The 20,866-nt window shown below is 70.6% G+C and carries 23 protein-coding genes; 11 read left to right on the top strand and 12 right to left on the bottom strand.

Features of this window, described 5'->3' with window-relative positions; translation table 11 throughout:
• The first annotated feature begins 59 nt into the window (after positions 1-59).
• Positions 60-1,319, top strand: coding sequence for a pentapeptide repeat-containing protein (locus tag AC1RN5_RS01290; protein WP_493039478.1), 1,260 nt, complete (start codon positions 60-62; stop codon positions 1,317-1,319).
• A 56-nt stretch (positions 1,320-1,375) separates the two neighbouring features.
• On the top strand, positions 1,376-2,143 hold the full coding sequence (locus tag AC1RN5_RS01295) for a crotonase/enoyl-CoA hydratase family protein (RefSeq protein WP_493039479.1): 768 nt from the start codon (positions 1,376-1,378) through the stop codon (positions 2,141-2,143).
• On the opposite strand, the gene AC1RN5_RS01300 is transcribed toward AC1RN5_RS01295, so the two are convergent.
• The 3 genes from AC1RN5_RS01300 to AC1RN5_RS01310 form a co-directional block, all read right to left on the bottom strand.
• Positions 2,140-2,451: an EF-hand domain-containing protein gene (locus AC1RN5_RS01300; protein ID WP_493039480.1), complete on the bottom strand. Its 312-nt coding sequence runs from the start codon at positions 2,449-2,451 to the stop codon at positions 2,140-2,142. The genes AC1RN5_RS01295 and AC1RN5_RS01300 overlap by 4 nt on opposite strands.
• 58 nt (positions 2,452-2,509) lie before the next feature.
• A complete protein-coding gene (locus tag AC1RN5_RS01305; protein WP_493039481.1) occupies positions 2,510-2,854 on the bottom strand; it encodes an RcnB family protein in 345 nt (114 codons plus the stop codon).
• Between the two features lie 230 nt (positions 2,855-3,084).
• Positions 3,085-3,543 (bottom strand): Hsp20 family protein, encoded by a 459-nt coding sequence (locus AC1RN5_RS01310; protein WP_421932987.1) that lies wholly within the window; start codon positions 3,541-3,543, stop codon positions 3,085-3,087.
• Positions 3,544-3,786: 243 nt separating this feature from the next.
• Here AC1RN5_RS01310 and AC1RN5_RS01315 point away from each other — a divergent pair, with 243 nt between their 5' ends.
• From AC1RN5_RS01315 to AC1RN5_RS01325, 3 genes are all read left to right on the top strand, one after another.
• Positions 3,787-4,629: a class I SAM-dependent methyltransferase gene (locus AC1RN5_RS01315; protein ID WP_493039482.1), complete on the top strand. Its 843-nt coding sequence runs from the start codon at positions 3,787-3,789 to the stop codon at positions 4,627-4,629.
• A gap of 106 nt (positions 4,630-4,735) precedes the next feature.
• Entirely contained in the window at positions 4,736-5,575 is an 840-nt protein-coding gene (locus tag AC1RN5_RS01320) for a class I SAM-dependent methyltransferase (RefSeq protein WP_493039483.1), read from the top strand.
• Between the two features lie 4 nt (positions 5,576-5,579).
• On the top strand, positions 5,580-6,503 hold the full coding sequence (locus tag AC1RN5_RS01325; RefSeq protein ID WP_493039484.1) for a serine hydrolase: 924 nt from the start codon (positions 5,580-5,582) through the stop codon (positions 6,501-6,503).
• On the opposite strand, the gene AC1RN5_RS01330 is transcribed toward AC1RN5_RS01325, so the two are convergent.
• Positions 6,500-7,111, bottom strand: coding sequence for an MSMEG_1061 family FMN-dependent PPOX-type flavoprotein (locus tag AC1RN5_RS01330; protein WP_493039485.1), 612 nt, complete (start codon positions 7,109-7,111; stop codon positions 6,500-6,502). The two genes, AC1RN5_RS01325 and AC1RN5_RS01330, sit on opposite strands and share 4 nt — an antisense overlap.
• 150 nt (positions 7,112-7,261) lie before the next feature.
• On the opposite strand from AC1RN5_RS01330, the gene AC1RN5_RS01335 reads away from it, so the two are divergent.
• From AC1RN5_RS01335 to AC1RN5_RS01345, 3 genes are all read left to right on the top strand, one after another.
• Positions 7,262-7,705: a DUF3617 domain-containing protein gene (locus tag AC1RN5_RS01335; RefSeq protein ID WP_493039486.1), complete on the top strand. Its 444-nt coding sequence runs from the start codon at positions 7,262-7,264 to the stop codon at positions 7,703-7,705.
• A gap of 108 nt (positions 7,706-7,813) precedes the next feature.
• Entirely contained in the window at positions 7,814-8,134 is a 321-nt protein-coding gene (locus AC1RN5_RS01340; RefSeq protein ID WP_493039487.1) for an SCP2 sterol-binding domain-containing protein, read from the top strand.
• Positions 8,127-9,707 (top strand): alpha/beta fold hydrolase, encoded by a 1,581-nt coding sequence (locus AC1RN5_RS01345; RefSeq protein WP_493039488.1) that lies wholly within the window; start codon positions 8,127-8,129, stop codon positions 9,705-9,707. Before AC1RN5_RS01340 ends, AC1RN5_RS01345 begins: the two co-directional genes overlap by 8 nt.
• Positions 9,708-9,710: 3 nt before the next feature.
• On the opposite strand, the gene hisN is transcribed toward AC1RN5_RS01345, so the two are convergent.
• Positions 9,711-10,520 carry a histidinol-phosphatase gene (gene hisN / locus AC1RN5_RS01350; protein WP_493039489.1) on the bottom strand — a complete coding sequence of 270 codons (810 nt, stop codon included), beginning with the start codon at positions 10,518-10,520 and terminating at the stop codon, positions 9,711-9,713.
• 60 nt (positions 10,521-10,580) lie between these two features.
• Positions 10,581-10,964, bottom strand: coding sequence for a helix-turn-helix domain-containing protein (locus AC1RN5_RS01355; RefSeq protein ID WP_215906474.1), 384 nt, complete (start codon positions 10,962-10,964; stop codon positions 10,581-10,583).
• 134 nt (positions 10,965-11,098) lie between these two features.
• Between AC1RN5_RS01355 and AC1RN5_RS01360 the strand changes: the two genes are divergently transcribed.
• Together AC1RN5_RS01360 and AC1RN5_RS01365 are read left to right on the top strand one after the other, a co-directional pair.
• On the top strand, positions 11,099-12,016 hold the full coding sequence (locus AC1RN5_RS01360) for a lysophospholipid acyltransferase family protein (RefSeq protein WP_493039490.1): 918 nt from the start codon (positions 11,099-11,101) through the stop codon (positions 12,014-12,016).
• Between the two features lie 116 nt (positions 12,017-12,132).
• The gene (locus tag AC1RN5_RS01365) at positions 12,133-13,392 is read left to right on the top strand and encodes an alpha/beta hydrolase (protein ID WP_493039491.1); all 1,260 of its coding nucleotides are present in this window, start codon (positions 12,133-12,135) and stop codon (positions 13,390-13,392) included.
• Here the strand turns inward: AC1RN5_RS01365 and AC1RN5_RS01370 are convergent.
• The 4 genes from AC1RN5_RS01370 to gcrA all read right to left on the bottom strand — a co-directional run bounded on the left by AC1RN5_RS01370 (position 13,389) and on the right by gcrA (position 16,737).
• Positions 13,389-14,054, bottom strand: a complete 666-nt coding sequence (locus tag AC1RN5_RS01370; protein ID WP_493039492.1) for a M23 family metallopeptidase — start codon at positions 14,052-14,054, stop codon at positions 13,389-13,391. The genes AC1RN5_RS01365 and AC1RN5_RS01370 overlap by 4 nt on opposite strands.
• Positions 14,055-14,218: 164 nt before the next feature.
• Entirely contained in the window at positions 14,219-14,443 is a 225-nt protein-coding gene (locus tag AC1RN5_RS01375) for a DUF2093 domain-containing protein (protein WP_493039493.1), read from the bottom strand.
• Positions 14,444-14,471: 28 nt separating this feature from the next.
• On the bottom strand, positions 14,472-16,064 hold the full coding sequence (gene xseA / locus AC1RN5_RS01380) for an exodeoxyribonuclease VII large subunit (RefSeq protein WP_493039494.1): 1,593 nt from the start codon (positions 16,062-16,064) through the stop codon (positions 14,472-14,474).
• A gap of 172 nt (positions 16,065-16,236) precedes the next feature.
• Positions 16,237-16,737 (bottom strand): cell cycle sigma 70 cofactor GcrA, encoded by a 501-nt coding sequence (gene gcrA, locus AC1RN5_RS01385; protein ID WP_304698001.1) that lies wholly within the window; start codon positions 16,735-16,737, stop codon positions 16,237-16,239.
• 222 nt (positions 16,738-16,959) lie between these two features.
• Here gcrA and AC1RN5_RS01390 point away from each other — a divergent pair, with 222 nt between their 5' ends.
• Positions 16,960-17,781 (top strand): ABC transporter permease, encoded by an 822-nt coding sequence (locus AC1RN5_RS01390; protein ID WP_493039495.1) that lies wholly within the window; start codon positions 16,960-16,962, stop codon positions 17,779-17,781.
• A 128-nt stretch (positions 17,782-17,909) separates the two neighbouring features.
• Here the strand turns inward: AC1RN5_RS01390 and AC1RN5_RS01395 are convergent, their stop codons facing one another.
• Positions 17,910-19,355 (bottom strand): efflux transporter outer membrane subunit, encoded by a 1,446-nt coding sequence (locus tag AC1RN5_RS01395; protein WP_493039496.1) that lies wholly within the window; start codon positions 19,353-19,355, stop codon positions 17,910-17,912.
• On the bottom strand, positions 19,339-20,865 hold the full coding sequence (locus AC1RN5_RS01400; RefSeq protein ID WP_493039497.1) for a DHA2 family efflux MFS transporter permease subunit: 1,527 nt from the start codon (positions 20,863-20,865) through the stop codon (positions 19,339-19,341). The genes AC1RN5_RS01395 and AC1RN5_RS01400 overlap by 17 nt, the downstream gene beginning before the upstream one ends.
• Position 20,866 lies beyond the last annotated feature (1 nt).

Raw genomic sequence — 20,866 nt, forward strand, 5'->3', positions numbered from 1 at the left:
TTGCTTCTGGAGGTCTAGACCGGCCTTCAGAAACCCATGTTCGCCATAAGCTCACCCGCATGACCGTCACCCTCTCCGGCCGCCGCAAGCTCTCGCCCGGCGAGATCGAGCTGATCGTGAGCGCCCATGAGAAGTTCGTGAGCGGCCGTCCCGGCGGCAAGCGGGCGATCCTGAAATTCGTCGACCTGTCCGGCGCCGACCTGGCCGGCCGCAACCTGACCGACGCCGACGTCTCGGCCTCGATCTTCGACGGCGCGCGGATGGCGGGGATCAATCTGGAGCGCGCGGTCCTGTTCGGCTGCGACCTGCGCAAGGCCGACCTGCGTGGCGCGCGCCTGGTGCGGGCCGACCTGCGCGGCGCCTGCCTGCGCGGCGCCAACCTGTCCCAGGCCGACCTGACCCAGGCCGATTTCCGCGTCGGCCAGGTGGCCATTCCCCACCCCTCCAAGGGCCTGGCCTCGGTGGTCCACCAGACCCGCGAGGGCCAGCTCGACAACGCCATCTTCGTGGGCGCGACCCTGGACGGGTCGCAGCTCAACGACGCCTCGGTCTTCGCCTCGGACTTCACCGACTGCTCCCTGAAGGGCGCCAAGATGTCCGGCGCCAACCTGAAGGACGCCAATCTCAGCGGCGCCATGCTGGACGGCGCCGAAGTGGCCAACACCAATTTCGAGGGCGCCAACCTCTCCGAGGCGGTGATGACCGGCGTCGACGTCGGCAGCGCGCGGACCCGCGGCGCCAACATGAAGGGGACGGTGAGCGCCCCCAGCCCCGAAGCCATGGCCCGCGCCGAGGAACTGGTGGCCCGCGCCCAGGCCAACCACCTCTGGTGCCGGACCGGCGGCCGCGAGGGCAAGCCGGCCATGTTCGACGGCGAGGACCTGCGGCCCCTGACCAACCAGCTGCGCGGCCTGAGGCTCAGCGCCATGAGCGCCAAGGGCGCCATCATGATGGGCCTGGACCTCACCGGAACCCACCTGCAGGGCGCCCAGTTCGACGGGGCCGACCTGCGCGGGATCTGTCTGAAGGACGCCGACGCCCGCGGCGCCCGGATGGCCGGGGTCAACCTTACCAAGGCCGATCTGCGCGGCGCCATCTTCACCCCCCTGCCGCTCAGCGCCACCCGGGTGACGGCCGCCAGTTTCGAGCGCGCCAGGGTGCGCTACGCCCACGCCCAGGGCGCCGACATGAGCGGGGCGATCCTGGACGGCGCCGATCTGCGGGGCTGCGACTTCACCGATTCCCGCCTGTCGGGCGCCAGCGTCCGCGACGTGCAGCTGCACGCCACCCTGGGCTTCGACCTGGCGCGCGCGGCCTGACTCCCTGAAGTCCGGTCAAGGGCGTAGCCTGCTCCCTCCCTAAGGAGGAGGCCCCCGTGCAGACCGTCAGTGTGGAAACCCGCGGCCGCGTCGCCGTCGTCACCATCGAGCGGCCGCAGAGCCGCAACGCCGTCGACGCGCCTACCGCCCAGCAGCTCTACGACGCCTTCAAGGCCTTCGACGCCGACCCGGACCTGGACGTCGCCGTCCTGCAGGGGCGCGGCGGGACCTTCTGCGCCGGCGCCGACCTCAAGGGGGTGAGCGAGGGGCGGGGCAATGCGGTGCTGCGGGAGGGCGATCTCGGCCCCATGGGCTGCACCCGCCTGACGCTGTCCAAGCCGGTGATCGCCGCGGTGGAGGGCCATGCGGTGGCGGGCGGGATCGAGGTGGCGGCCTGGTGCGACCTGCGGGTGGCCGCGGAGGGGGCGGTGTTCGGCGTGTTCTGCCGCCGGTTCGGCGTGCCGCTGATCGACCTGGGCACCGTGCGCCTGCCCAGGCTGATCGGCCAGTCGCGGGCCATGGACCTGATCCTCACCGGGCGGGCCGTGGAGGCCGAGGAGGCCTTCGCCATCGGCCTGGCCAACCGCCTGGTCCCCAAGGGCCAGGCCCTGACCGCGGCGATCGCGCTGGCCGAGCAGCTCAGCGCCTTCCCCCAGGCCTGCCTGCGCAGCGACCGGAGCTCGGCGCTCGCCCAATGGTCGATGGACTGGGAGGCGGCCACGCGCAACGAGGTGGAGCTGGGCCTGGAGACCCTGCGCTCGGGCTCGGCCCAGCAGGGCGCGGCCCGCTTCGCCGCCGGCGAGGGGCGTCACGGCGCCTTCTAGTACGGCGGACGCAGGCCGCCGTGGATCTCCTCGGCGGTGACCACGCCGTCGTGGTCGGCGTCGAGACGGGCGAAGCGGTCCTTGGTCTGGGTCTCCGCCTCGGCCAGGGTGACCTTGCCGTCGCGGTTGAGGTCGGCGCCGGCGAACCGGGCGCGGCCGCCCGCCAGCCCCTGGTCCGGGGCCCGGGGGGCGGGATCGTCGAGCTGGCTGGAGGTCCTGGGGTCGATGGCGGCGACGGTCTTCTGCGCCTTGGGGGCGCAGGCGGCCAGGGCGGCCAGGGCGCAGCCCACCACAAGCAGGGTTCTCATGTCTGTCCTTCGAGAGGGCGCGCGCCCGGAAGCCGCGAGGGCTCCCGGGCGACGGGCTCTAGTTGTGGCCGATGATCGAGGCGATCAGGCCGGTGGTCAGGGCGACCATGACGTAGTTGTTGTCGGCCTGGACCCACTGGTAGCCGCGCGGGGGCTGACGCAGGTGATGCTTGCGATAGTCCACATAGTGGGCGCGGGTGCGGTAGCTGGAGGGCAGGCGCTCGCCCTGGCGCCAGTGATGGCGGTTGTCGCGGTGCTGGACGCCCTGGCGGTTCTCGTGGCGATCGTCGCGGTGGTCCTGGTAGCGGGCGTCGTTGCGGTTGTCATAGCCGTGCGGCGCGGCGACGGCGGCCGTGCCGGCCAACAGCGAAAGGGCGACGGCGCCGGCGAGGATAGTCTTCATCTCTATTTCCTTCAGTCTGAATTTGAGATGCGAATGTGACATCTTCAATCTGATCCCAGGCTGAACGCCGAAACTCATGTTGAGTTCACCTCATTTCTTGGGTGAAATGTTCAGGTTGCAGAACGAATACAAAGGCGTGCAATTGGGGATGTTCCTGCAACATCGCCCACGGAAAAGGGCGACGCGTCGCCGCGCCGCCCTTCCGTTGAGCCAGCCTGAGGCGGGGGGTCTTAGGCTGCCTTTTCGCCTTCGATCAGCGGCGCGGTCTCGACGCCCGTGGCGATCTCGATCCGGCGGGGCTTGAGGGCCTCGGGGAGTTCGCGCTTCAGGGCGATGGACAGCAGGCCGTCGGAGAGCTTGGCCTCGGTCACCACCACATAGTCGGCCAGTTGGAACCGGCGCTCGAAGTCGCGCTCGGCGAGGCCGCGGTGCAGGAAGCGGCGCTGGTCGTCGTTGGCGGTCTTGCGACCTTGGACGGTGAGGAGGTTCTCCTTCACCTCGATATTCAGTTCGTCGGGACGGAAGCCGGCCACCGCGATCTCGATGCGGTAGGCGTTCTCGTCGGTGCGCTCGATGTTGTAGGGCGGATAGCCGGAGGCGGCGTCCGCGGTGGCGGTCTCGAGCAGGGCGGCGAGACGGTCGAAGCCGACGACGGAGCGATACAGGGGGGAGAAATCGACAGTACGCATGTGGGTCACATCCTTCTTGGCGTAAGCAAGGTTGCAGTTCAGGGATGCAGGTTCAGCGCGCACCGAAGTCTCGCGCCGCCTGGAAGGCCCGGAAATCCAGCGCCTTCGAATGGATAGGTAGGGACGGCTTTTGCGCCTTCAAGGGGGTTGTTCTGACGGAAACGTCATGGCCCGGCCCCTTGCCAGGCGAGCCTTGGCCCCTAGGGTCCTGGGCCTCTCCAGACCTTGAAGGTTCGCCCCCGGATGTCCCGCCGCTCCCTCGCCCTGCTCTCCGCCCTGGCCCTCATCAGCCTCGCGCCCGCCGCCCAGGCCGCCGACGACAAGGCGCTGCGGGCCGCCGTCGCCGGCCCGGCCCGGACGGAGGCCAACAGCGTCCGCGACGGCGCCCGCCACCCCTATGAAACCTTGGTGTTCTGGGGCGTGAAGCCGAAACAGACCATCATCGAGATCTCACCCGGGACCGGCTACTGGACCGAGATCCTGGCGCCCTACGCCAAGGCCACGGGCGGGCGCTATGTCGCCAGCGCCGCCGACCTGGACAATCCGGCCCTGTCGGAGGGCGCGCGCAAGGGCCGGGCGGCCCTCGAGGCCCGGTACGCCGACGAGGCGAAGTTCGGGAAGGTCGGCTTCGTCAACTTCGGGACCCAGTCCAAGCCGCTCGGGGCGCCGGGATCGGCCGACATGGTGATCACCGCCCGCAACATCCACAACTGGCTCTGGCAGCCGCCGATGCTCGACAAGGCCATGGCCGATTTCCACGCCGTGCTGAAGCCCGGCGGGGTGCTGGCGGTGGAGGAGCACCGGGCCGATCCCCGGCCCCAGAAGGGCGACGCCCGCGACGGCTATGTCGCCGTGGCCACCGTCGTCGCCGCGGCGCAGAAGGCCGGCTTCAAGCTGGCCGCCGCCTCGGAGGTCAACGCCAATCCCAAGGACACCAAGGATCACCCCTTCGGCGTCTGGACCCTGCCGCCCTCGCGCTACACCACCGAGGGGGGCAAGACCCAGGATCCCGCCTTCGACCGCGCCCGGTACGACGCCATCGGCGAAAGCGACCGCATGACCCTGCGTTTCGTGAAGCCCGGCTGAGGGCGCGGTTTTGACCCCGCGCGCGGCGCAGTCTACCACCCCTGAGGTCTTCGATCAGGGGTGCGCTTCCGCAATGGGCTCAATGGTTTCGCTGTCGCGACGCGGGATGATCGCCTCGAGCCTGGCCCTGGCGGCCTGCGGCAAGAAGGTCGACAAGGCGCCGGCGCCCAAGGCCGGACCGATGACCATCGCCCAGGCGGTGGCCGGCGAGTGGCGCACGGCCGCCGACAAGGCCCGCGATCCCTGGCGCCACCCCGTCGAGACCCTGGAGTTCTTCCGCCTGGCGCCGGGCCAGACGGTGGTGGAGTTCTGGCCGGGCGCCGGCTGGTACACCGACATCCTGGCCCCCTTCCTGGCGGCCACCGACGGCAGGCTGTTCGCCGCCGACCTGCAGACCAACGATCCGGGCGAGCCGGCCTCGGCCGAGATCGTCGCGGCCTACCGCCGCAAGCTGCGGGCCCGGCCCAAGCTCTATGGCGACGTGGTGATCACCGCCTTTGGCCCCACCAGCGGGGCGGTGGCGCCGGCGGGCTCGGCCGACCTGGCCCTCTTCCTGCGCAACGTCCACAACTGGATGGCCGCCGGCATCGCCGAGAAGGCCTTCCATGACGCCTTCGTGGCCCTGAAGCCCGGCGGGGTCCTGGGGGTCGAGGAGCATCGCGCCGACCCGGGCGGGGTGCAGGACGTCCTGGCCGCCGACGGCTATGTGCAGCAGGCCTATGTGACCCAGCTCGCCCAGGAGGCCGGCTTCATCCTGGACAAGGCCTCGGAGATCAACGCCAACCCCAAGGACACCAAGGACCATCCCTTCGGGGTCTGGACCCTGCCGCCGGTCCGCCGCTCCTCCCCCCGCGGCCAGCCCGACGATCCCACCTTCGACCACGCCAAGTACGACGCCATCGGCGAGAGCGACCGGATGACCCTGCGCTTCGTGAAGCCGACCTGAGCCCATGGCCGTCCCCGACATCGCCGCCGCCCTCCAGGCCGGTTTCGCCGCCGCCGGCTGCGACGCCACCCTGCACGTCCGCGACCTCGCCACCGGCGCCGAGGTGGGGTTCGAGGCCGACCGCCCGGTGGTCCCGGCCTCGGTCTTCAAGGTCCTGGTGGCCCTCGAATTCTACGCCCGGGCCGCGGAGGGATCGATCGATCCCGCCAAGCAGACCGACCTTCGCCCGGCGGTGGTGACGCCAGGCCCGACGGGCCTCTCGAACTTCCAGGACCCGGTGCGCCTGTCCCTGCGCGACCTGGCCCGGCAGATGATGACGGTGAGCGACAACGCCGCCACCGATGTGCTGATCGCCAGGGTCGGCCTGGACGCCGTCAACGCCCGCGCCCTGACCTGCGGCTGCCGCGAGACGCGGATCGTCAGCGACCTGAAGGCGATGCTGGACGCCATGGCGGTGGAGCTGGAGTTCCGCACCTACGCCGAACTGCTGGCCGCCCAGGCCGGCAAGCTGGGCCCGGCGGCCCAGGCCGGCAGCCTCGACCCCGCCCGCCTCGACGCGGTCGCCGCCCTCGACCCGGCGCGGGGGTCGCGCACCACGGCGCGGGACATGACCACCCTGCTGGCCTCGGTCTGGGCCGACGGCGCCGCCCTGCCGCCCGCCTGCGCCATGCTGCGCGAGGTGATGGGCCAGCAGGTGACCCGGCGCCTCGAGCCGGCCGTCCCCGACGGCGGGACCCTGGCGGCCAAGAGCGGGGGCCTGTTTGGCCGGGTGCGCAACGAGATCGGGGTGATCGGCTGGCCGGACGGCGCGCGCTACGCCGTTGCCGTCTTCACCCGCGCCCACCAGCCCTTCGTCGGCGCCGCGGCGATCAACGCGGAAATGGCGCGGGCCGTGAAGATGGCCGTCGAGGCCCTGCGGCAGGCCTAGAGCTGGCTCTTGTAGCTTTCGACGATCTGCGCCTCGCTGAGGGTGGGCTTGCCCATCTGCAGCTGGTCCATGACGATCTCGGAGAGGCTGGGCAGGGCCGACCGGTCGATGCGGGCCTCGGGCTCCCACAGACGGCCGCGCATGATGGCCTTGGGGCAGTGGAAGAAGGCCTCCTCCACCGCGATGGTCAGCACCAGGCGCGGCGGTTTCCCGAACTCCACGAACTGGGCCAGCAGCTCGGGGTCGGCGCTGGCGCTGGCCCGCCCGTTCACCCGATAGACGTCGTCGAAGCCCGGGATCATGAACATGAACCCCACCTGGCCGGACCCCGCCAGCAGGTTGCGCAGGGTGTCGAGCCGGTTGTTGCCGGGCCGGTCGGGCAGGAAGAGTGTTTCTCCATCCTCGCTCACATGCACAAAGCCCGGCTCCCCGCCGCGCGGCGAGACATCCATGGCGCCGTCCGGGCCCGCCGAGGACACCACGCAGAAGGGGGAGAGGGCGATGAAGGCGCGGCCGTGCCGGTCGATCCGGGCCAGGGCCTTGTCGATCACCAGCTTGCCGGGTGGACGATAGATCTGGTCGAGGTCGGCGAGGGCGAGGGTCTTCATGGCGGTCCTCCGGCGCTGTTGCGAGGCGTTCTCAACTATGCGCAGGGCTCTCGCGATGTGCAAGATGAACGGGACCCGACACGCCGTGTCAGACCTAAGCCACCTCGATGCCCTATTCTGTCAGCATCCTTTGGCGCTAGAGCTTGGAACATGTTGCGCACCCTGACCCTCGGACTGATCGCCGTCTCCGCCCTGGCCGCCGCCCCGGCGCTCGCCCAGGACTCCACCATCCAGCCCGGCTATTGGGAGGTGACCAACAAGGTCCAGGCGGTGATCAGCCAGACCAAGAAGGAGCGGCGCTGCATCACCCCCTCGGAGGTGGCCAAGTTCACCCTGGGCCCCAGCAACCGCCACTACGCCTGCACCTATCCGACGCGGATCTTCCAGAACGGCAAGATCACCCTGAAGGGCACCTGCGCCAGCAAGAAGGGCCGCCAGGTCGCCATCGAGGCCACCGGCAGCTACTCGCCCACGACCTTCAAGATGGTGGCCGACGTCGACACCACCTATGCCGGCCTGCCGTTGGGGGGACGCTTCACCACCGATGCGCGCCGGCTGGGCGACGCCTGTCCCGCCCCGGTCAAGACCGGCTGATCGGCGGGCGTCTAAACCTCCCGCTAACCCTGGGAAAAGCGTCGCCGTTTACATCATTCGCCTGAGAGGCGAAGGTGCGGCCCCATCAACTGTGGAAGGGCCGAATCCTTGGCGAGCTTGCAGGAACTGACCGAACGGGTGAAGTCGGGCGTCGGCGACGACTCCGGCCTGGGCAAGTCCGTGAAGTTCGACCTGAAGGGCGAAGGCTTCATCCACATCGACGGCGGCGCGGTCAGCAATGACGACAAGCCCGCCGACCTGACCATCACCATCAGCAAGGCCGACCTGAAGGCCATGGGCAAGCGCGAGCTCAATCCCATGACGGCGGTGATGAAGGGGCGCATGCGGCTCTCCGACATGGGCCTGGCCATGGCCCTGCAGCCCCAGGTCCAGGCGCTGTTCTCCAAGATGGTGGCCGAGCATGGCTGAGACCGCGCCCCTGATCGCCGTCCCCGAGGCGCCGATCCCCCCCGGCGGCTCGGCCGAGTGGGTCATCGGGGCCGGCGGCGCCAAGCTGCGCGCGGCCCTGTTCGCCCCCAAGGGCGGCTCACGGGGCTCGGTGGTGCTGAGCACCGGCCGGACCGAACACATCGAGAAGTATTTCGAGGTGGTGGGCGAACTGATGGACCGTGGCTTCACGGTGCTGGTGCAGGAATGGCGCGGCCAGGGCCTGTCCCACCGCGACCTGTCCGACCGCCTGAAGGGCCACGCCTACGGCTACGAGACCTTCCTCACCGACTACCGCGCCATCCTGGCGGCCTTCGAGAGCCGCCTGCCCAAGCCCTGGATCGCCGTCGGCCACTCCATGGGCGGTTGCCTGACCCTGCTGGCCCTGGCCAAGGGCGAGTCCCGCCGCTTCGCCGGCGCGGTGCTCTGCGCTCCCATGCTGGGGGTGAGGACCGGAACGACGCCCCTCTACCAGGCCAAGCTGATGGCCACCTTCAACAGCCTGATCGGGCGCGGCTCGCGCTATGTCGCCGAACAGCCGGCCAATCCGTTCAACGAGAGTTTCGAGGGCAACGCCCTCACCCACGACCCGAAGCGCTTCGCCCGGGTCCGCGCCCAGATCGCCGCCCACAACGAACTGGCGCTTGGCAGCCCCACCTGGGGCTGGCTCGACTTCGCGTTCCGGGCGACGGCCTGGCTGGCCAAGCCCGCCCACCTGCGTGACGTGAAGATCCCCGTGGTCATCGTATCGGCCGGAGACGACAAGCTTGTCGTCGACGCGGCGCAACGAGCGGCCGCATCAAATCTGCCGGCTGGCGAATTCGTCAGCGTGGCTGGCTCCTATCATGAGATTCTTATGGAAACCGACGACAAGCGCTCCGGCTTCTGGGCCGCCTTCGACTCTCTGATCGGCAAGATCACCGGCGCCAAGCCAAAGCCCGCCCCCGCCAGGCCGGCGGCCGTGGCTCCAGCCCCCACCCCCGCGCCGGCCCCCGCTCCGGCCCCGGCGCCCGTCGCCGCCGCGCCGAAGGCGGCCGCGCCTGCGCCCAAGCCGGCCACAGCGCCGAAGGCCGCTGCGAAGCCCGCGACGTCCAAGGCGGCCGCCAAGCCGGCCGCGAAGGCCGCGGCCAAGCCCGCCGCGAAGGCCGCTGCGCCGAAGTCCGCCGCCAAGCCAGCCGCTCCGGCCAAGGCCGCAGCTCCGGCCAAGGCGCCCGCGCCCAAGACGGCTCCGAAGGCCGCCGCCAAGCCGGCTGCGAAGCCGGCCGCCAAGCCCGCCGCCGCCAAGGCCCCGGCCAAGGCCGCGGCTCCGAAGCCCGCCGCCAAGCCTGCGGCGCCCAAGGCGACCGCTCCGGCCAAGGCCGCTGCGCCCAAGGCGGCGCCTAAGCCCGCCGCCGCCAAGGCCGCCCCGAAAGCCGCCGCGAAGGCCCCGGCCAAGCCGGCAGCCGCCAAGCCGGCCCCCAAGGCCGCCGCGAAGCCCGCCGCCAAGCCCGCGGCCGCCAAGGCGCCCGCCGCGGCCAAGAAGCCCGCGGCCGCGAAGCCCGCGCCGAAGAAATAGTCGTTAGTTCGCTGACCGCTTGAGGGCGACCAGGGCCTCGTCGAGGCAGGCCCGGTCGCCGGCGATGACGATCTGGCCGCCGGTCTGGCCCACGGGATCACCCCGCCAGTCGGTGACCAGGCCGCCGGCCCCCTCGATCAGGGGGATGGCGCTCTCGATGTCCCACGACTTCAGTCCCGCCTCGATCACCATGTCCATCGTGCCCGCCGCCACCATGGCGTAGGCGTAGGCGTCGCAGCCCAGGCGGGCGAGCTTGGCCGCCGCGCGGACCTGGGTCCAGGCGCCCAGCTCGGCGCCGGTGAAGTTGGCTTCCGGGTCGGTGGTGGCGATGATGGCGTCGGTGAGCTTGGGACAGGGGCGCACCTTGAGCGCCTTCTCCTGGCCACGGGCCAGCAGGCGCGAGCCCCCCGCATGGCCGATATAGAGCTCGCCGATATAGGGCTGGCCGATGGAGCCCAGCACCGGGCGGCCTTGATGGCGCAGGGCGATCAGGGTGGTCCAGACCGGCAGGCCGGCGATGAAGGCCCGCGTGCCGTCCACGGGGTCGAGGACCCAGACGAACTCGGCGTCCGGGCGGTCCTCGCCGTATTCCTCGCCGATCACCCCGTGCTCGGGATAGCGCTCGGAAATCAGCTTGCGGATGGCCGCCTCCGCGCCCTTGTCGGCGGCGGTGACGGGATCAAACCAGGTGGCGGTGCCCTTGTCCTCCAGGCCATGGTCGGCCCGGAACAGCGGGGCGATGGCCGCGGCGGAGGCGCGGTTCAGGTCGATCAGGAAGCTGTCGAGAGCAGCGAGACGGTCGGGAGCGAGCATGCACCCGCTTTATCCCGCCGCTCGCCCTCGCGATATCCCCCCAAACTCACGAGGGGGGGGTCAGACCGCCTCGTGTTCGCCGTTCAGCGACTTGGCGAGGTCGAGCAGCCGGCGGCGCGGACGCTCGCCCAGCTGGTAGTAGGCGCGGATCAGGTCGAGGGTTTCCTTGCGGGCGAACATCTCGCCGCCGCCGTCACCCTCGTTGGCCGGTTCGCGCTGGGCCAGTTCCGAGAGGCCGTCATAGAAGTAGCCGACCGGCACTTCCAGGGCTTCGGACAGCTGCCACAGGCGGGCGGCCGAGATGCGGTTCGCGCCGCATTCGTACTTCTGGATCTGCTGGAACCGCACGCCGCAGGCGCCGGCCAGTTGTTGCTGGGTCAGGCCCAGGAGCCGCCGACGACGGCGAAGACGCTTACCAAGATGAACGTCGATGTCATTACCCATGGGATGCACCGCCCCTCTTCGCGTTTGTTTGGCGCCGTCCCAAAGCGAGACGGTCTGGCCTGAAATGGGCAAGACACGCGCCAGGAGAGTCCGGCTCGCGTTGCGCGACTGGGGACCGCCGGTTAGGACAGGCCATGGCGGAAGCGCGACCCTCCCTGGCCCAGCACGTCGTCTGGCGGCTCGAGGCCCTGGCCTACGACCTGGTCACTGGCCTGGCGCGGCTGTTCCCCATCGATGCGGTGTCGGATTTCGGCGCCTGGCTGTTCCAGCGCCTGGGCCCGCTCACCAGCACCCACCGCATCGTCCAGACCAATCTGCGGATCGCCTTCCCCCAGGCCGACGAGGCCGAGATCGCGCGCCTGACCCGGGAGAGCTGGGCCGAGGCGGGGCGGGTGGCCCTGGAATTCCCGATCCTCGACAAGATCATCAATGACCCCAGCCGCGTGGAGGTGGTGAACGCCGAGCGCCTGAAGCAGATCGCCGAGACCGGCGAGTCCGTGGTGTTCATCTCTGGCCACTTCTCCTCGATGGAGGTCATGCCGGCCGCCATCGTCCATGCCGGGATCACCTGCCAGATCACCTATCGGGCGATGAACAACCCCTATGTGGACGAGAGCTTCCGGCGCAGCCGCTTCCGCTATGGCGTGCGCCTGTTCGCGCCGAAGGGGACCGAGAGCGCCCGTGAACTGATCCGGGCCCTGGCGCGGGGCGAATGCGTGGCCCTGATGAACGACCAGAAGTTCAACGGCGGGGTGGCCGCGCCGCTGTTCGGGGTCACCTGCTACACCGCGCCCGGCCCCTCAAGCTTCGCCCTGCGCTTCGACATCCCCCTGCAGCCCATGTCGGTGCAACGCACCCACAAGGCCCGCTTCAAGGTGGTGGTGCACGACCCGATCCGCCTGAAGAACACGGGAAACCGCAACGAGGACATCGCCGCCGGGGTGCGAAGGGTGAACGCCTTCATCGAGGACCGTGTCCGCGACCGTCCCACCGAGTGGTTCTGGGTCCACAAGCGCTGGCCCAACGAGACCTACAAGCGGCCCCGCAAGTAGGCGGCGCCAAGGGCTCCTGAACCTTCGACCCTGACAGGGTGTCAGGCCGCGGCGGCCCGATCAAGCCAAGCTATTGTGCTTTGCCAGGCCGTGCGGCGCGCGGCGATTTTCCGTCCATGACCCCAGATATCTCAGGCGACTGGCACGGCGTCCTCGACACCGGCGCGACGAAGGTGAAGCTCGGCCTCCGGTTCGAGGACGACACCGTTTGGATGAACCGTCGATCGGGCGCGGTTGACCCTCTGAAGCTGCGGCGCGACGGCGATCGCGTCGTCTTCGAACTCCTCCCCGTGGACCTCGCCTTCGACCTGCGGCTGGCCGGCGACCGGCTGCAGGGGACCTGCTTCCACAACAGCGTGGATTTCCCGGTGAGCCTTGCGCGGGGCGTGGCGCCGCCGGCCGTCCACGCCGCCCGCCCGCAGACGCTCGTTCCGCCCTTCCCCTATGAGGCGGAGGCGGTCACCTTCACCGGCGCCGATGGCTCGATGCGATCGGGGACCCTGACCCGCCCGCCGGGTCCCGGCCCGCACCGCGTCATCGTCCTCTCCGCCTGGTTCGGCGAGGTCGACCGCGACCAGACGGTGGCCGGTCACAGGCCCATGGCGCTCTGGGCCGACCAGCTGACCCGCCGGGGCTTCGCCACCCTGCGCTACGACAAGCGCGGCGTGGGGCGATCGGAGGGCCGCTTCGACACCGCCAGCACCGGCGATTTCGCCGCCGACCTGGCCGCGGCCATCGCCTTCCTGCGAACCCGGTCCGATCTCGGCGCGGTGGGCCTGCTGGGCCACAGCGAGGGCGCGCATATCTCCGCCGACATCGCCGCCGCCGATCCGGCCATCGCCTTCTGCGTGATGATGACCCCCACGGCCCTCCCCGACGAGGACATCCTGGAGACCGAGATGTTCAACGCCGCCCGCGTGGTGGGCGGCGTCCCCCGGAATTTCGACCGCACGGTCGGCTTCGTCCGCGCGCTCTCCGAGGCTTCCAAGGCGCCCACGCGCGAACAGACCCTGGCCCGGGCCCGGGAGATCCTCACCGCGGCGGCCTACCCGCCCGAGCGCCTGGAGCTGCGCGCCGCCATCGCCGCCACGCCCTGGCAGCGTTACTGGGCCACCCACGACCACACGGCCGGGCTGCGCGGCCTGACCTGCCCGGCCCTGGTGGTGCTCGCGGAGAAGGACCTCCAGACGCCGCCGCGGGCGCACCAGGCGGCGATCATCGCGGCCAATGCGGCGGCGAGGGTCGTGATCCCGCCGGGCCTCAACCACCTGCTGCAGCCGGCGATCACCGGCGCGCCGTCGGAGTATGCGGAGATCGAGACGAGCCTGGCGCCGGAGGCGATCGCGACCGTCTGCGACTGGATCGCCGGACTCTAGGCCGGCGTGCGGGCGCCCACCATCAGCATGGGATCGAGGTTGCGGCCGTGCCACTTCATGCGCCAGCACAGGTGCGGGCCGGTGGCGCGGCCCTTCATGCCCACGGCGCCGATGACCTGGCCCCGCGTGACCGGCTGGCCGCGACGGACGTCGATCCGGGACTGGTGCAGATAGACGCTGATCAGGCCCTGGCCATGGTCGATCATGGTCAGGCCCCCCTCGAAGTGCATGTCGGGATCGGACAGGGCCACGATCCCGTCGGCGGGGGCGCGGATCGGGGTTCCGGTGGGGGCGGCCAGGTCGGCGCCGTAGTGGGGCGGGCGCGGCTCGCCGTTGAGGATGCGCTGGCCGCCGAAGCGGGCGCTCTGGCGGTATGTCTTCAGGGGCACGATGAAGCCCGACTTGAAGCCGTCGATGTCGGCGCGGCTGGCGAAGCCCTCGGCCTTGCGCTCGGCCTCGGCCCGGATGCGGGCCAGCAGGGCCTCGCCCGTGGGGTTCACCTGGCTGGGGGGTAGGCCGCTGATGCGCTGGATGTCGAACTTGCCCGGCGCGATCCTGGCGATATGGCTGGCCTCGCCGTCCTCGGTCACCACCCGGATGATGGCCTGGGGCTCAGCGTCGCGGTCGAAGCCGACGACGAAATAGCCGTCCTGCGAGGCCACCGTCTCGGGCTGGCCGTCGAGGAAGACCTGGGCGCGGGGTGTGGTGCGGCCCAGGGCGAAGCCGCCCTGCTGGTAGCGGCCGGTCAGGGTCAGGCCGGGCGCGGCGGCGCGGGCGGGGGTCCAGAGACCGACCGCCGCCAGGCCCAGGAGGGCGCCGCGCCGATTCAGCGGTTGGTGTCCTGCCAGCGGGCCAGGGACTCGGCCGGGCTGGCATAGGCCTCCTGCAGCGGGGCGCTCCAGTAGCGCAGGGCCTCCAGCGGGATCTTCACCCCGGAGACCGCGCAGAGCACGTAGCGGCCCTGTTTCAGGACCACGAACTCGCCGTCGCCATAGTGGAGGACGGCCAGGTCGGCGGTGGAGCCGGGGAGGTTGCGATCATGGGCGTTCATGGGCGCCACTCTATCCCACGCGACGGCCTCAGAACAGATCGCCCTGCGCGGAAGGCGAGGGCGGCGCCCGCGGCGGGCGAGCCGGCCGGGCCGGGGCCGGCGGCGGCTCAGGCGCGGCGCTGGGGGTCCCGTCGATGGTGGCCTGGCGCGTCACGTCGGCGAAGACCAGGCGGACGCCCTCGCCGCTGCGCAGGGCGCCGCCCTCGCGGACCAGGGAGCCGTCGGCCCGGTGCACCCGGGCGAAACCGCGCTTCAGGGGCGCGCTGGGGTCCACCGAGGCGTGGAGTTTCCCCAGGCTGACAAGACGTTCGGTCATCCGCTCCAGGCCGCGGTCGAGGGCGGGCCGCAGGCGCAGGGCGGTTCGGGACAGGGCCTCGGCCTGCTGTTGGCGTGGTCGCTGGAGCAGGGCCGGGGTGAGGCGGGCGGTGAGCCGGGTGAGCTCGCCGCGGTGGACGGCGACATTGCGTTCCAGGCCGGCCGCCAGCCGGGCGGCGACTCCCGCCAGCCGTTCGCTCCGCACCTGCTGCGGGCGCTGCAGCAGCATCGGGGTCAGGCGTGAGGCCGTGCGGATCAGTTGGGTGTCGTGGACGGCGATGTTGCGATTGAGGGCCGCGGCCAGGCGGCTGGCGGCGAGATTGAACCGCTGAGCGGCCATTTCCACCAGGTCGGGCACGCGGTCCAGCGACCGGCTGGCGTGCGTGACCCGTTGCCGACGATCCTCCACCACCCGGCCGCCCTGGCGGTGCAGGCGCGAGGACAGGTCGCCGATGGCGGCCCGCAGTTCGGCCAGCACGGGCGTGGCCACCTCGGCGGCGGCGGTGGGGGTCGGCGCGCGGCGGTCGGAGACGAAGTCGATGAGGGTGGTGTCGGTCTCGTGGCCCACCGCCGAGATCAAGGGAATCGTCCCGGCCGCCACGATGCGGGCCAGGCCCTCGTCGTTGAAGGCCCAGAGGTCCTCCACCGAGCCGCCGCCGCGCGCCACGATCAGGACGTCGGGGCGCGGCACGGGACCGCCGGGGGCCAGCGCGTTGAAGCGCTGGATGGCGTTGCCCACCTGGGCGGCGGCGGCGTCACCCTGGACCACCACCGGCCAGACGATCACCCGGCAGGGCCAGCGGTCGCGGATGCGGTGCAGGATGTCGCGGATCACCGCCCCGGTCGGGCTGGTGATGACGCCCACCACCATCGGCATGGCGGGCAGGGGCCGTTTGCGCGAGGCCTCGAACAGGCCCTCGGCCTGCAGCTTGGCCTTCAGCCGCTCGAGCTGGGCCAGCAGGGCGCCGACGCCCGCGGCCTCCATGGTCTCGATGACGATCTGATAGCGGGAGCCGGCGGGGTAGGTGGTGATCTTGCCGGTGACGATCACCTCCAGCCCCTGTTCGGGCCGGACCGAAAGGTTCCTGACCGAACCCTTCCAGACGACGCCGTCGATGGCGGCGCGGTCGTCCTTGAGGGTCAGGTAGACGTGGCCGTTGCCGTGGAAGGTGACCTTGGAGAGTTCCGCCCTCAGGCGGACGAAGCCGTAGGCGTCCTCCAGCGTCCGCTTCAGGGCGAAGGCGAGTTCGGAGACGGAATAGGGCTTGGCGTTGGAGTCGGTCGACTCTGGCGCGAGGTCAGTCATGCGCGGAGACTAGAGCACGGCAGGCGGAAGTGGATACCGGTTCCGCCGCCCGACGTGCTCTCATGTTTTGAATCTGGACCCTTCTTGCCGTTTCAGGTGAGTCCACCCGAAACGGTCAGGGTCTAGCGAGGGTGGGCGCAAACCCAAACCCTCGCCAGCTCTCCAAGGCAGACTAGATGTAGCGGCGCAGCGAGCGGGCCAGTTCGTTGGGGCCCGAGCGCTTTTTGGCCTGGGCCGGCTGATAGGCCACCCGGGCGTGTTCGGAGCAGTACGGACCGTCGTCCTGGCGGCGGCCGCAGAAGGTGAAGCCGTCGGTGGACGGATCGCCGATCGGCCACTTGCACATGTGGGCGCCGAGGGTCAGCACGGTGGCCGAGCCGGGGGCCTCGTCGATATAGCGCACGGGCGGCGGCGCGGGGGCCTGGGCCACCATGGGCTCGGCGATGCGGCGCGGGGCGGCGGGTTGAGCCACGGCGCGTTGCGGACGCGGGGCCTTGAAGACCGGACGCGCCGGCTTGGAGGGGGTGGCGCGGCCCGACAGGCCCAGCCGGTGCACCTTGCCGATCACCGCGTTACGGGTGACACCGCCAAGCTGCTTGGCGATCTGGCTGGCGGAAAGACCATCCTGCCAGAGCTTTTTAAGATTCTCGACGCGTTCGTCCGTCCAACCCATGGTCTCGCCTCCGCGGTGTCCTGGTTCCGGCAGCCCCGTGCGGCAGACCCAGGATCAATATGTTGTGGCAGCGCGTGCTCACGCACTCACCAACTACTAGATATCGTAAACAGATCCTTAAGACCCACAATAGGCGCCCCCCCCTTCGTCCACAGGAACCACATATAGCGTCGGAAGGTCGCACTCTTGCGCTTCGCGGCGCCCGGGCGCACATCAGCGCCCATGAAGGATATGCCGACCGCCGCCGCCATCATGCCGCCCGAGCCCCGCGACTATCACGGGGTCAACTGGGCCGGCTTCCGAACCCTCTATCTCCGAGAGATCCGCCGCTTCTGGAAGGTGGGGACCCAGACCCTGGCCGCCCCGGTGGTGACGGCCCTGCTCTACATGATGGTCTTCGTGGTGGCCGCCCAGGGCGCCCGCACCCCGGTCCATGGGGTGGCCTTCGCCACCTTCGTGGCGCCGGGCCTGATCATGATGCAGATCCTCAACAACGCCTTCTCCAACTCCTCGTCGAGCCTGCTGCAGGCCAAGATGAACGGCCTGACCGGCGACTTCCTGACCCCGCCCCTGACCCCCATCGAACAGGTGGCCGCCTTCGCCCTGGGCGCCGCCACCCGCGGCGTGGTGGTGGGCGCGGTGACCTGGCTGGCCATCCTGCCCTTCGCCCACCTGCCCATCGCCCACCTCTGGGCCGTGCTCTACTTCGGGATCGGCGCGGCGATGATCCTGGGGATGCTGGGGATCATGGCCGGTCTGTGGGCCGAGAAGTTCGACCACATGTCGGCGGTGACCAACTTCATCATCATGCCCATGACCTTCCTGTCGGGCACCTTCTACCTGGTGGAGCGCCTGCCCGAGCCCTTCCGCTCGGCCAGCCACTACAACCCCTTCTTCTATCTGATCGACGGCTTCCGCTACGGCTTCATCGGTCACGCCGAGGGCTCGCTGGGGGCCGGGATCGGCATGACCGCCGGCCTGGTGGTCGCCTTCTTCTTCACCTGCCTGTGGATGTTCGAGACCGGCTACAAGCTGAAGACCTGAGGGGCGGGCCGCCTCATCAATTCCGCTCATCCCCGCGAAAGCGGGGACCCAGGTGTTTTATCCTGGAGCGCTGACCAACAGAAAAAGCCTGGGTCCCCGCTTCCGCGGGGATGAGCGGTAGGGAGTGGTCAGCTCCCCACCCGCCAGTCCGCCGCCGTGGCCGTGAACAGCTCGGCGGTGTCGGCCAGGCCCTGGCCCTGGGCGGCGACCGTGTTGCGGCGGGCCTGGTTGAGCTGGCGCTGGGCGTCCACCACCGACAGCATCGTGCCGCCGCCGAGCTCCAGGGCCTTGCGCTCGTCGCGCAGGGTGGCCTCGGCGGCCCGCTGGGCGCGGGTCTGGGCGGCGAGCGCGGCCTGGTCGCCCGCCAGGTTGCTCATCACATCGGAGACCTGGACGAAGGCCCGGAGCACCGTGGCGTCGTAGCGGGCCTGGGCGGCCCGGGCCTCGGCCTCGGCGGCCCGCTGGCGGGACTTCAGCGTCTTGCTGCGCACCACCGGCCCCACCAGGTTGGCGGCCAGGTTCCAGCCCGCGGAGTCGGGGCTGAACAGGTCCTCCGGATGGATGGCCTGCTGGGTCAGGCCGGCGCTCAGGCGGATATCGGGATAGCGGGCGGCGGTGGCCACGCCGATCTGGGCGGTGGCGGCGTGCAGCTCGGCCTCGGCGGCCAGGATGTCGGGCCGCCGGCGGACCAGGGCCGAGGGCAGGCTGACCGGAACCACGCCGGGCGCGGCGAAGTCGGCGACGTCGAAATCGGGCGCCGTCCAGGCGGCGGGCGACTGGCCCACCAGCAGGGCCAGGCGGTGGCGGGCGGCGTCCAACTGCCTCTGCAGCGGCGGCAGCAGGGCCTCGTCCTGGGCCTGTTGCGCCAGGCCCCCGGTGATGGCCGAGGGCGCCTGGCCGCCGGCCTGCTGCGCCTTGCGGACCATGGCCACGGTCTGGCGGTCGTCGGAGATCATGCCCTGGACGGCGGCGATCTGGGCCCGCAGGACCGCGATCCTCATGGCCTGCATCACCACGTCGCCGGTGAGCGTCAGATAGGCCGCGTCGGCGCGGCGGGCCAGGGCCTCGGCCTGGGCCTGGGCGGCCTCCTCCTTGCGGCGCTGGCCGCCGAAGATGTCCAGGTCGTAGGTGACCGTGGCGCCCAGGGAATAGAGGTTGATGGTGGGGCTGGGGAAGCCGGTGAAGCCGAAGGCCTGGGTGTTGATCCGCTCGCGCTGGGCGCCGGCGACGACGTCGATGCTGGGATCCCCCTGGCCCTGGGTCGCCCGCAGCTCGGCCTGGGCGCGGGCCAGGGTCGCGTCGGCCTCGGCCAGGGTCGGGCTGCCGGCGAGCGCCTGGCGCACCACGGCGTCCAACGGCGCCGAGCCGAAGGCGCTCCACCACGGGCCGGCCGCGCGGCTCTCGGGCGACAGGACGACGCCGGGGGCGGGACGGTCCCCGGCCATGGCGTAGCCCGGCGCGGCGGGGGCGGCGGGCGCCCTGAAGTCCGGACCCATGGCGGCGCAGGCGGTCAGCGCCAGCAGGCTGACCCCGGTGAGGGCCGCGCGGGCCCTTGTTCTAATCGACTTCGACATGGGGAGCGCCTCCGGCTAGGCCCTTGGGCTTACGCATCAGCAGCAGCATGGGCATGCAGGCGATGGTGATGATCAGCATCAGTTTGAAGTCGTCGACATAGGCCACCATCGTGGCCTGGCGGGTGATCTCGGCGTTGAGGGACGAGAGGCCCGGCACGGTGGTGAGGTCGAAGCGGCCGGCCATGGCCGCCTGGGTCACCGGGTCGCTGGGATTGACCCGGTCGGCCATGGAGGCGTGCATGGTCTGGGTGTTGGAGACCACCAGGGCGTTCATGATCGAGATCCCGACCCCCGAGCCCAGGTTGCGGATCAGGGTGTAGACGCTGGACCCCTCCGGCCGCAGGGCCGGCGAGATGGTGGCGAAGGCGAGCGTCGAGAGCGGCACGAAGATCAGGCCGATCCCCAGCCCCTGCACGATGCCGGAGATCATGATCAGGTTGGAGTTCATGTTGAGGTCGAAGCCCATCATCATCCACAGGGCGACGGCGTTCAGGGATAGGCCGGTCATCAGGATTGCGCGGGTGTCCACCCGGCCCACCAGCTGGCCCACGGCGAACATGGCGATGAAGGAGCCCAGGCCGCGGGGCATGCTGACCAGGCCCGAGGTCAGCACCGGATAGCCCATCAGCCCCTGCATCATCGGCGGCAGCAGGGCCATGGTGCTGAACAGCAGGATGCCGATGAAGAAGCCGAAGACGCTGGCGGTGAGGAAGTTGCGGTCGCGCACCAGGGCCCGGTCGAAGAAGGGGTGGCTGGCGGTCATGGTGTGGATCACGAAGATCCACAGGCCGATGATGGCCAGCAGCAGCTCGGCCCAGACCTCGGGGGCGGCGAACCAGTCGAGGCTGGGGCCGCGGTCCAGCATCAGCTGGAAGGCGCCGATGAACAGCACCAGGGTCCCGAACCCCAGGAAGTCGAAGGGCTTGGCCCGGCCGCCGCGGTCGGGCGAGATGAACAGCCACACCCCCAGCAGGGCCATGATGCCGATGGGCAGGTTGATGAAGAACACCCAGCGCCAGGAGAGGTGCTCGGTGAGATAGCCCCCGAGCGCAGGCCCCAGGATCGGCCCCAGGATCGCGCCCGCCCCCCAGATGGCCATGGCCTGGCCGTGCTTCTCCGGCGGGTTGATGTCCAGCAGGACGGCCTGGGACAGCGGGATCAGGGCCGCGCCGAACACCCCCTGCAACAGGCGGAACATCACGATCTCCGCCAGGCTGTTGGAGACGCCGCACAGCATGGAGGCGATGGTGAAGCCGGCGATGGAGATCAGGAACAGGGGCTTGCGGCCGATCTTGTCGGCCAGCCAGCCGCTCATCGGCGTCATGATCGCCGCCGAGACGATGTAGGAGGTCAGGACCCAGGTGATCTGTTCGGGCGAGGCCGAGACGCTGCCCTGGATGTGGGGCAGGGCGACGTTGGCGATCGTCGTGTCCAGGGAGTTCATCACCGTGGCCAGCATGATCGAGATGGTGATCGGCCAGCGGTTGGCGGCGTCGTGCTTGCTGATCATG

Source organism: Phenylobacterium sp. GW821-FHT12F10, assembly GCF_058806695.1.

Coding starts and splice junctions, on each gene's coding strand:
- AC1RN5_RS01290 (WP_493039478.1), top strand. CDS start 60: ATGACCGTCACCCTCTCCGGCCGCCGCAAGCTCTCGCCCGGCGAGATC.
- AC1RN5_RS01300 (WP_493039480.1), bottom strand. CDS start 2,451: ATGAGAACCCTGCTTGTGGTGGGCTGCGCCCTGGCCGCCCTGGCCGCC.
- AC1RN5_RS01305 (WP_493039481.1), bottom strand. CDS start 2,854: ATGAAGACTATCCTCGCCGGCGCCGTCGCCCTTTCGCTGTTGGCCGGC.
- AC1RN5_RS01310 (WP_421932987.1), bottom strand. CDS start 3,543: ATGCGTACTGTCGATTTCTCCCCCCTGTATCGCTCCGTCGTCGGCTTC.
- AC1RN5_RS01315 (WP_493039482.1), top strand. CDS start 3,787: ATGTCCCGCCGCTCCCTCGCCCTGCTCTCCGCCCTGGCCCTCATCAGC.
- AC1RN5_RS01320 (WP_493039483.1), top strand. CDS start 4,736: ATGATCGCCTCGAGCCTGGCCCTGGCGGCCTGCGGCAAGAAGGTCGAC.
- AC1RN5_RS01325 (WP_493039484.1), top strand. CDS start 5,580: ATGGCCGTCCCCGACATCGCCGCCGCCCTCCAGGCCGGTTTCGCCGCC.
- AC1RN5_RS01330 (WP_493039485.1), bottom strand. CDS start 7,111: ATGAAGACCCTCGCCCTCGCCGACCTCGACCAGATCTATCGTCCACCC.
- AC1RN5_RS01335 (WP_493039486.1), top strand. CDS start 7,262: ATGTTGCGCACCCTGACCCTCGGACTGATCGCCGTCTCCGCCCTGGCC.
- AC1RN5_RS01345 (WP_493039488.1), top strand. CDS start 8,127: ATGGCTGAGACCGCGCCCCTGATCGCCGTCCCCGAGGCGCCGATCCCC.
- hisN (WP_493039489.1), bottom strand. CDS start 10,520: ATGCTCGCTCCCGACCGTCTCGCTGCTCTCGACAGCTTCCTGATCGAC.
- AC1RN5_RS01355 (WP_215906474.1), bottom strand. CDS start 10,964: ATGGGTAATGACATCGACGTTCATCTTGGTAAGCGTCTTCGCCGTCGT.
- AC1RN5_RS01360 (WP_493039490.1), top strand. CDS start 11,099: ATGGCGGAAGCGCGACCCTCCCTGGCCCAGCACGTCGTCTGGCGGCTC.
- AC1RN5_RS01365 (WP_493039491.1), top strand. CDS start 12,133: ATGACCCCAGATATCTCAGGCGACTGGCACGGCGTCCTCGACACCGGC.
- AC1RN5_RS01375 (WP_493039493.1), bottom strand. CDS start 14,443: ATGAACGCCCATGATCGCAACCTCCCCGGCTCCACCGCCGACCTGGCC.
- xseA (WP_493039494.1), bottom strand. CDS start 16,064: ATGACTGACCTCGCGCCAGAGTCGACCGACTCCAACGCCAAGCCCTAT.
- gcrA (WP_304698001.1), bottom strand. CDS start 16,737: ATGGGTTGGACGGACGAACGCGTCGAGAATCTTAAAAAGCTCTGGCAG.
- AC1RN5_RS01390 (WP_493039495.1), top strand. CDS start 16,960: ATGAAGGATATGCCGACCGCCGCCGCCATCATGCCGCCCGAGCCCCGC.
- AC1RN5_RS01395 (WP_493039496.1), bottom strand. CDS start 19,355: ATGTCGAAGTCGATTAGAACAAGGGCCCGCGCGGCCCTCACCGGGGTC.
- AC1RN5_RS01400 (WP_493039497.1), bottom strand. CDS start 20,865: ATGATCAGCAAGCACGACGCCGCCAACCGCTGGCCGATCACCATCTCG.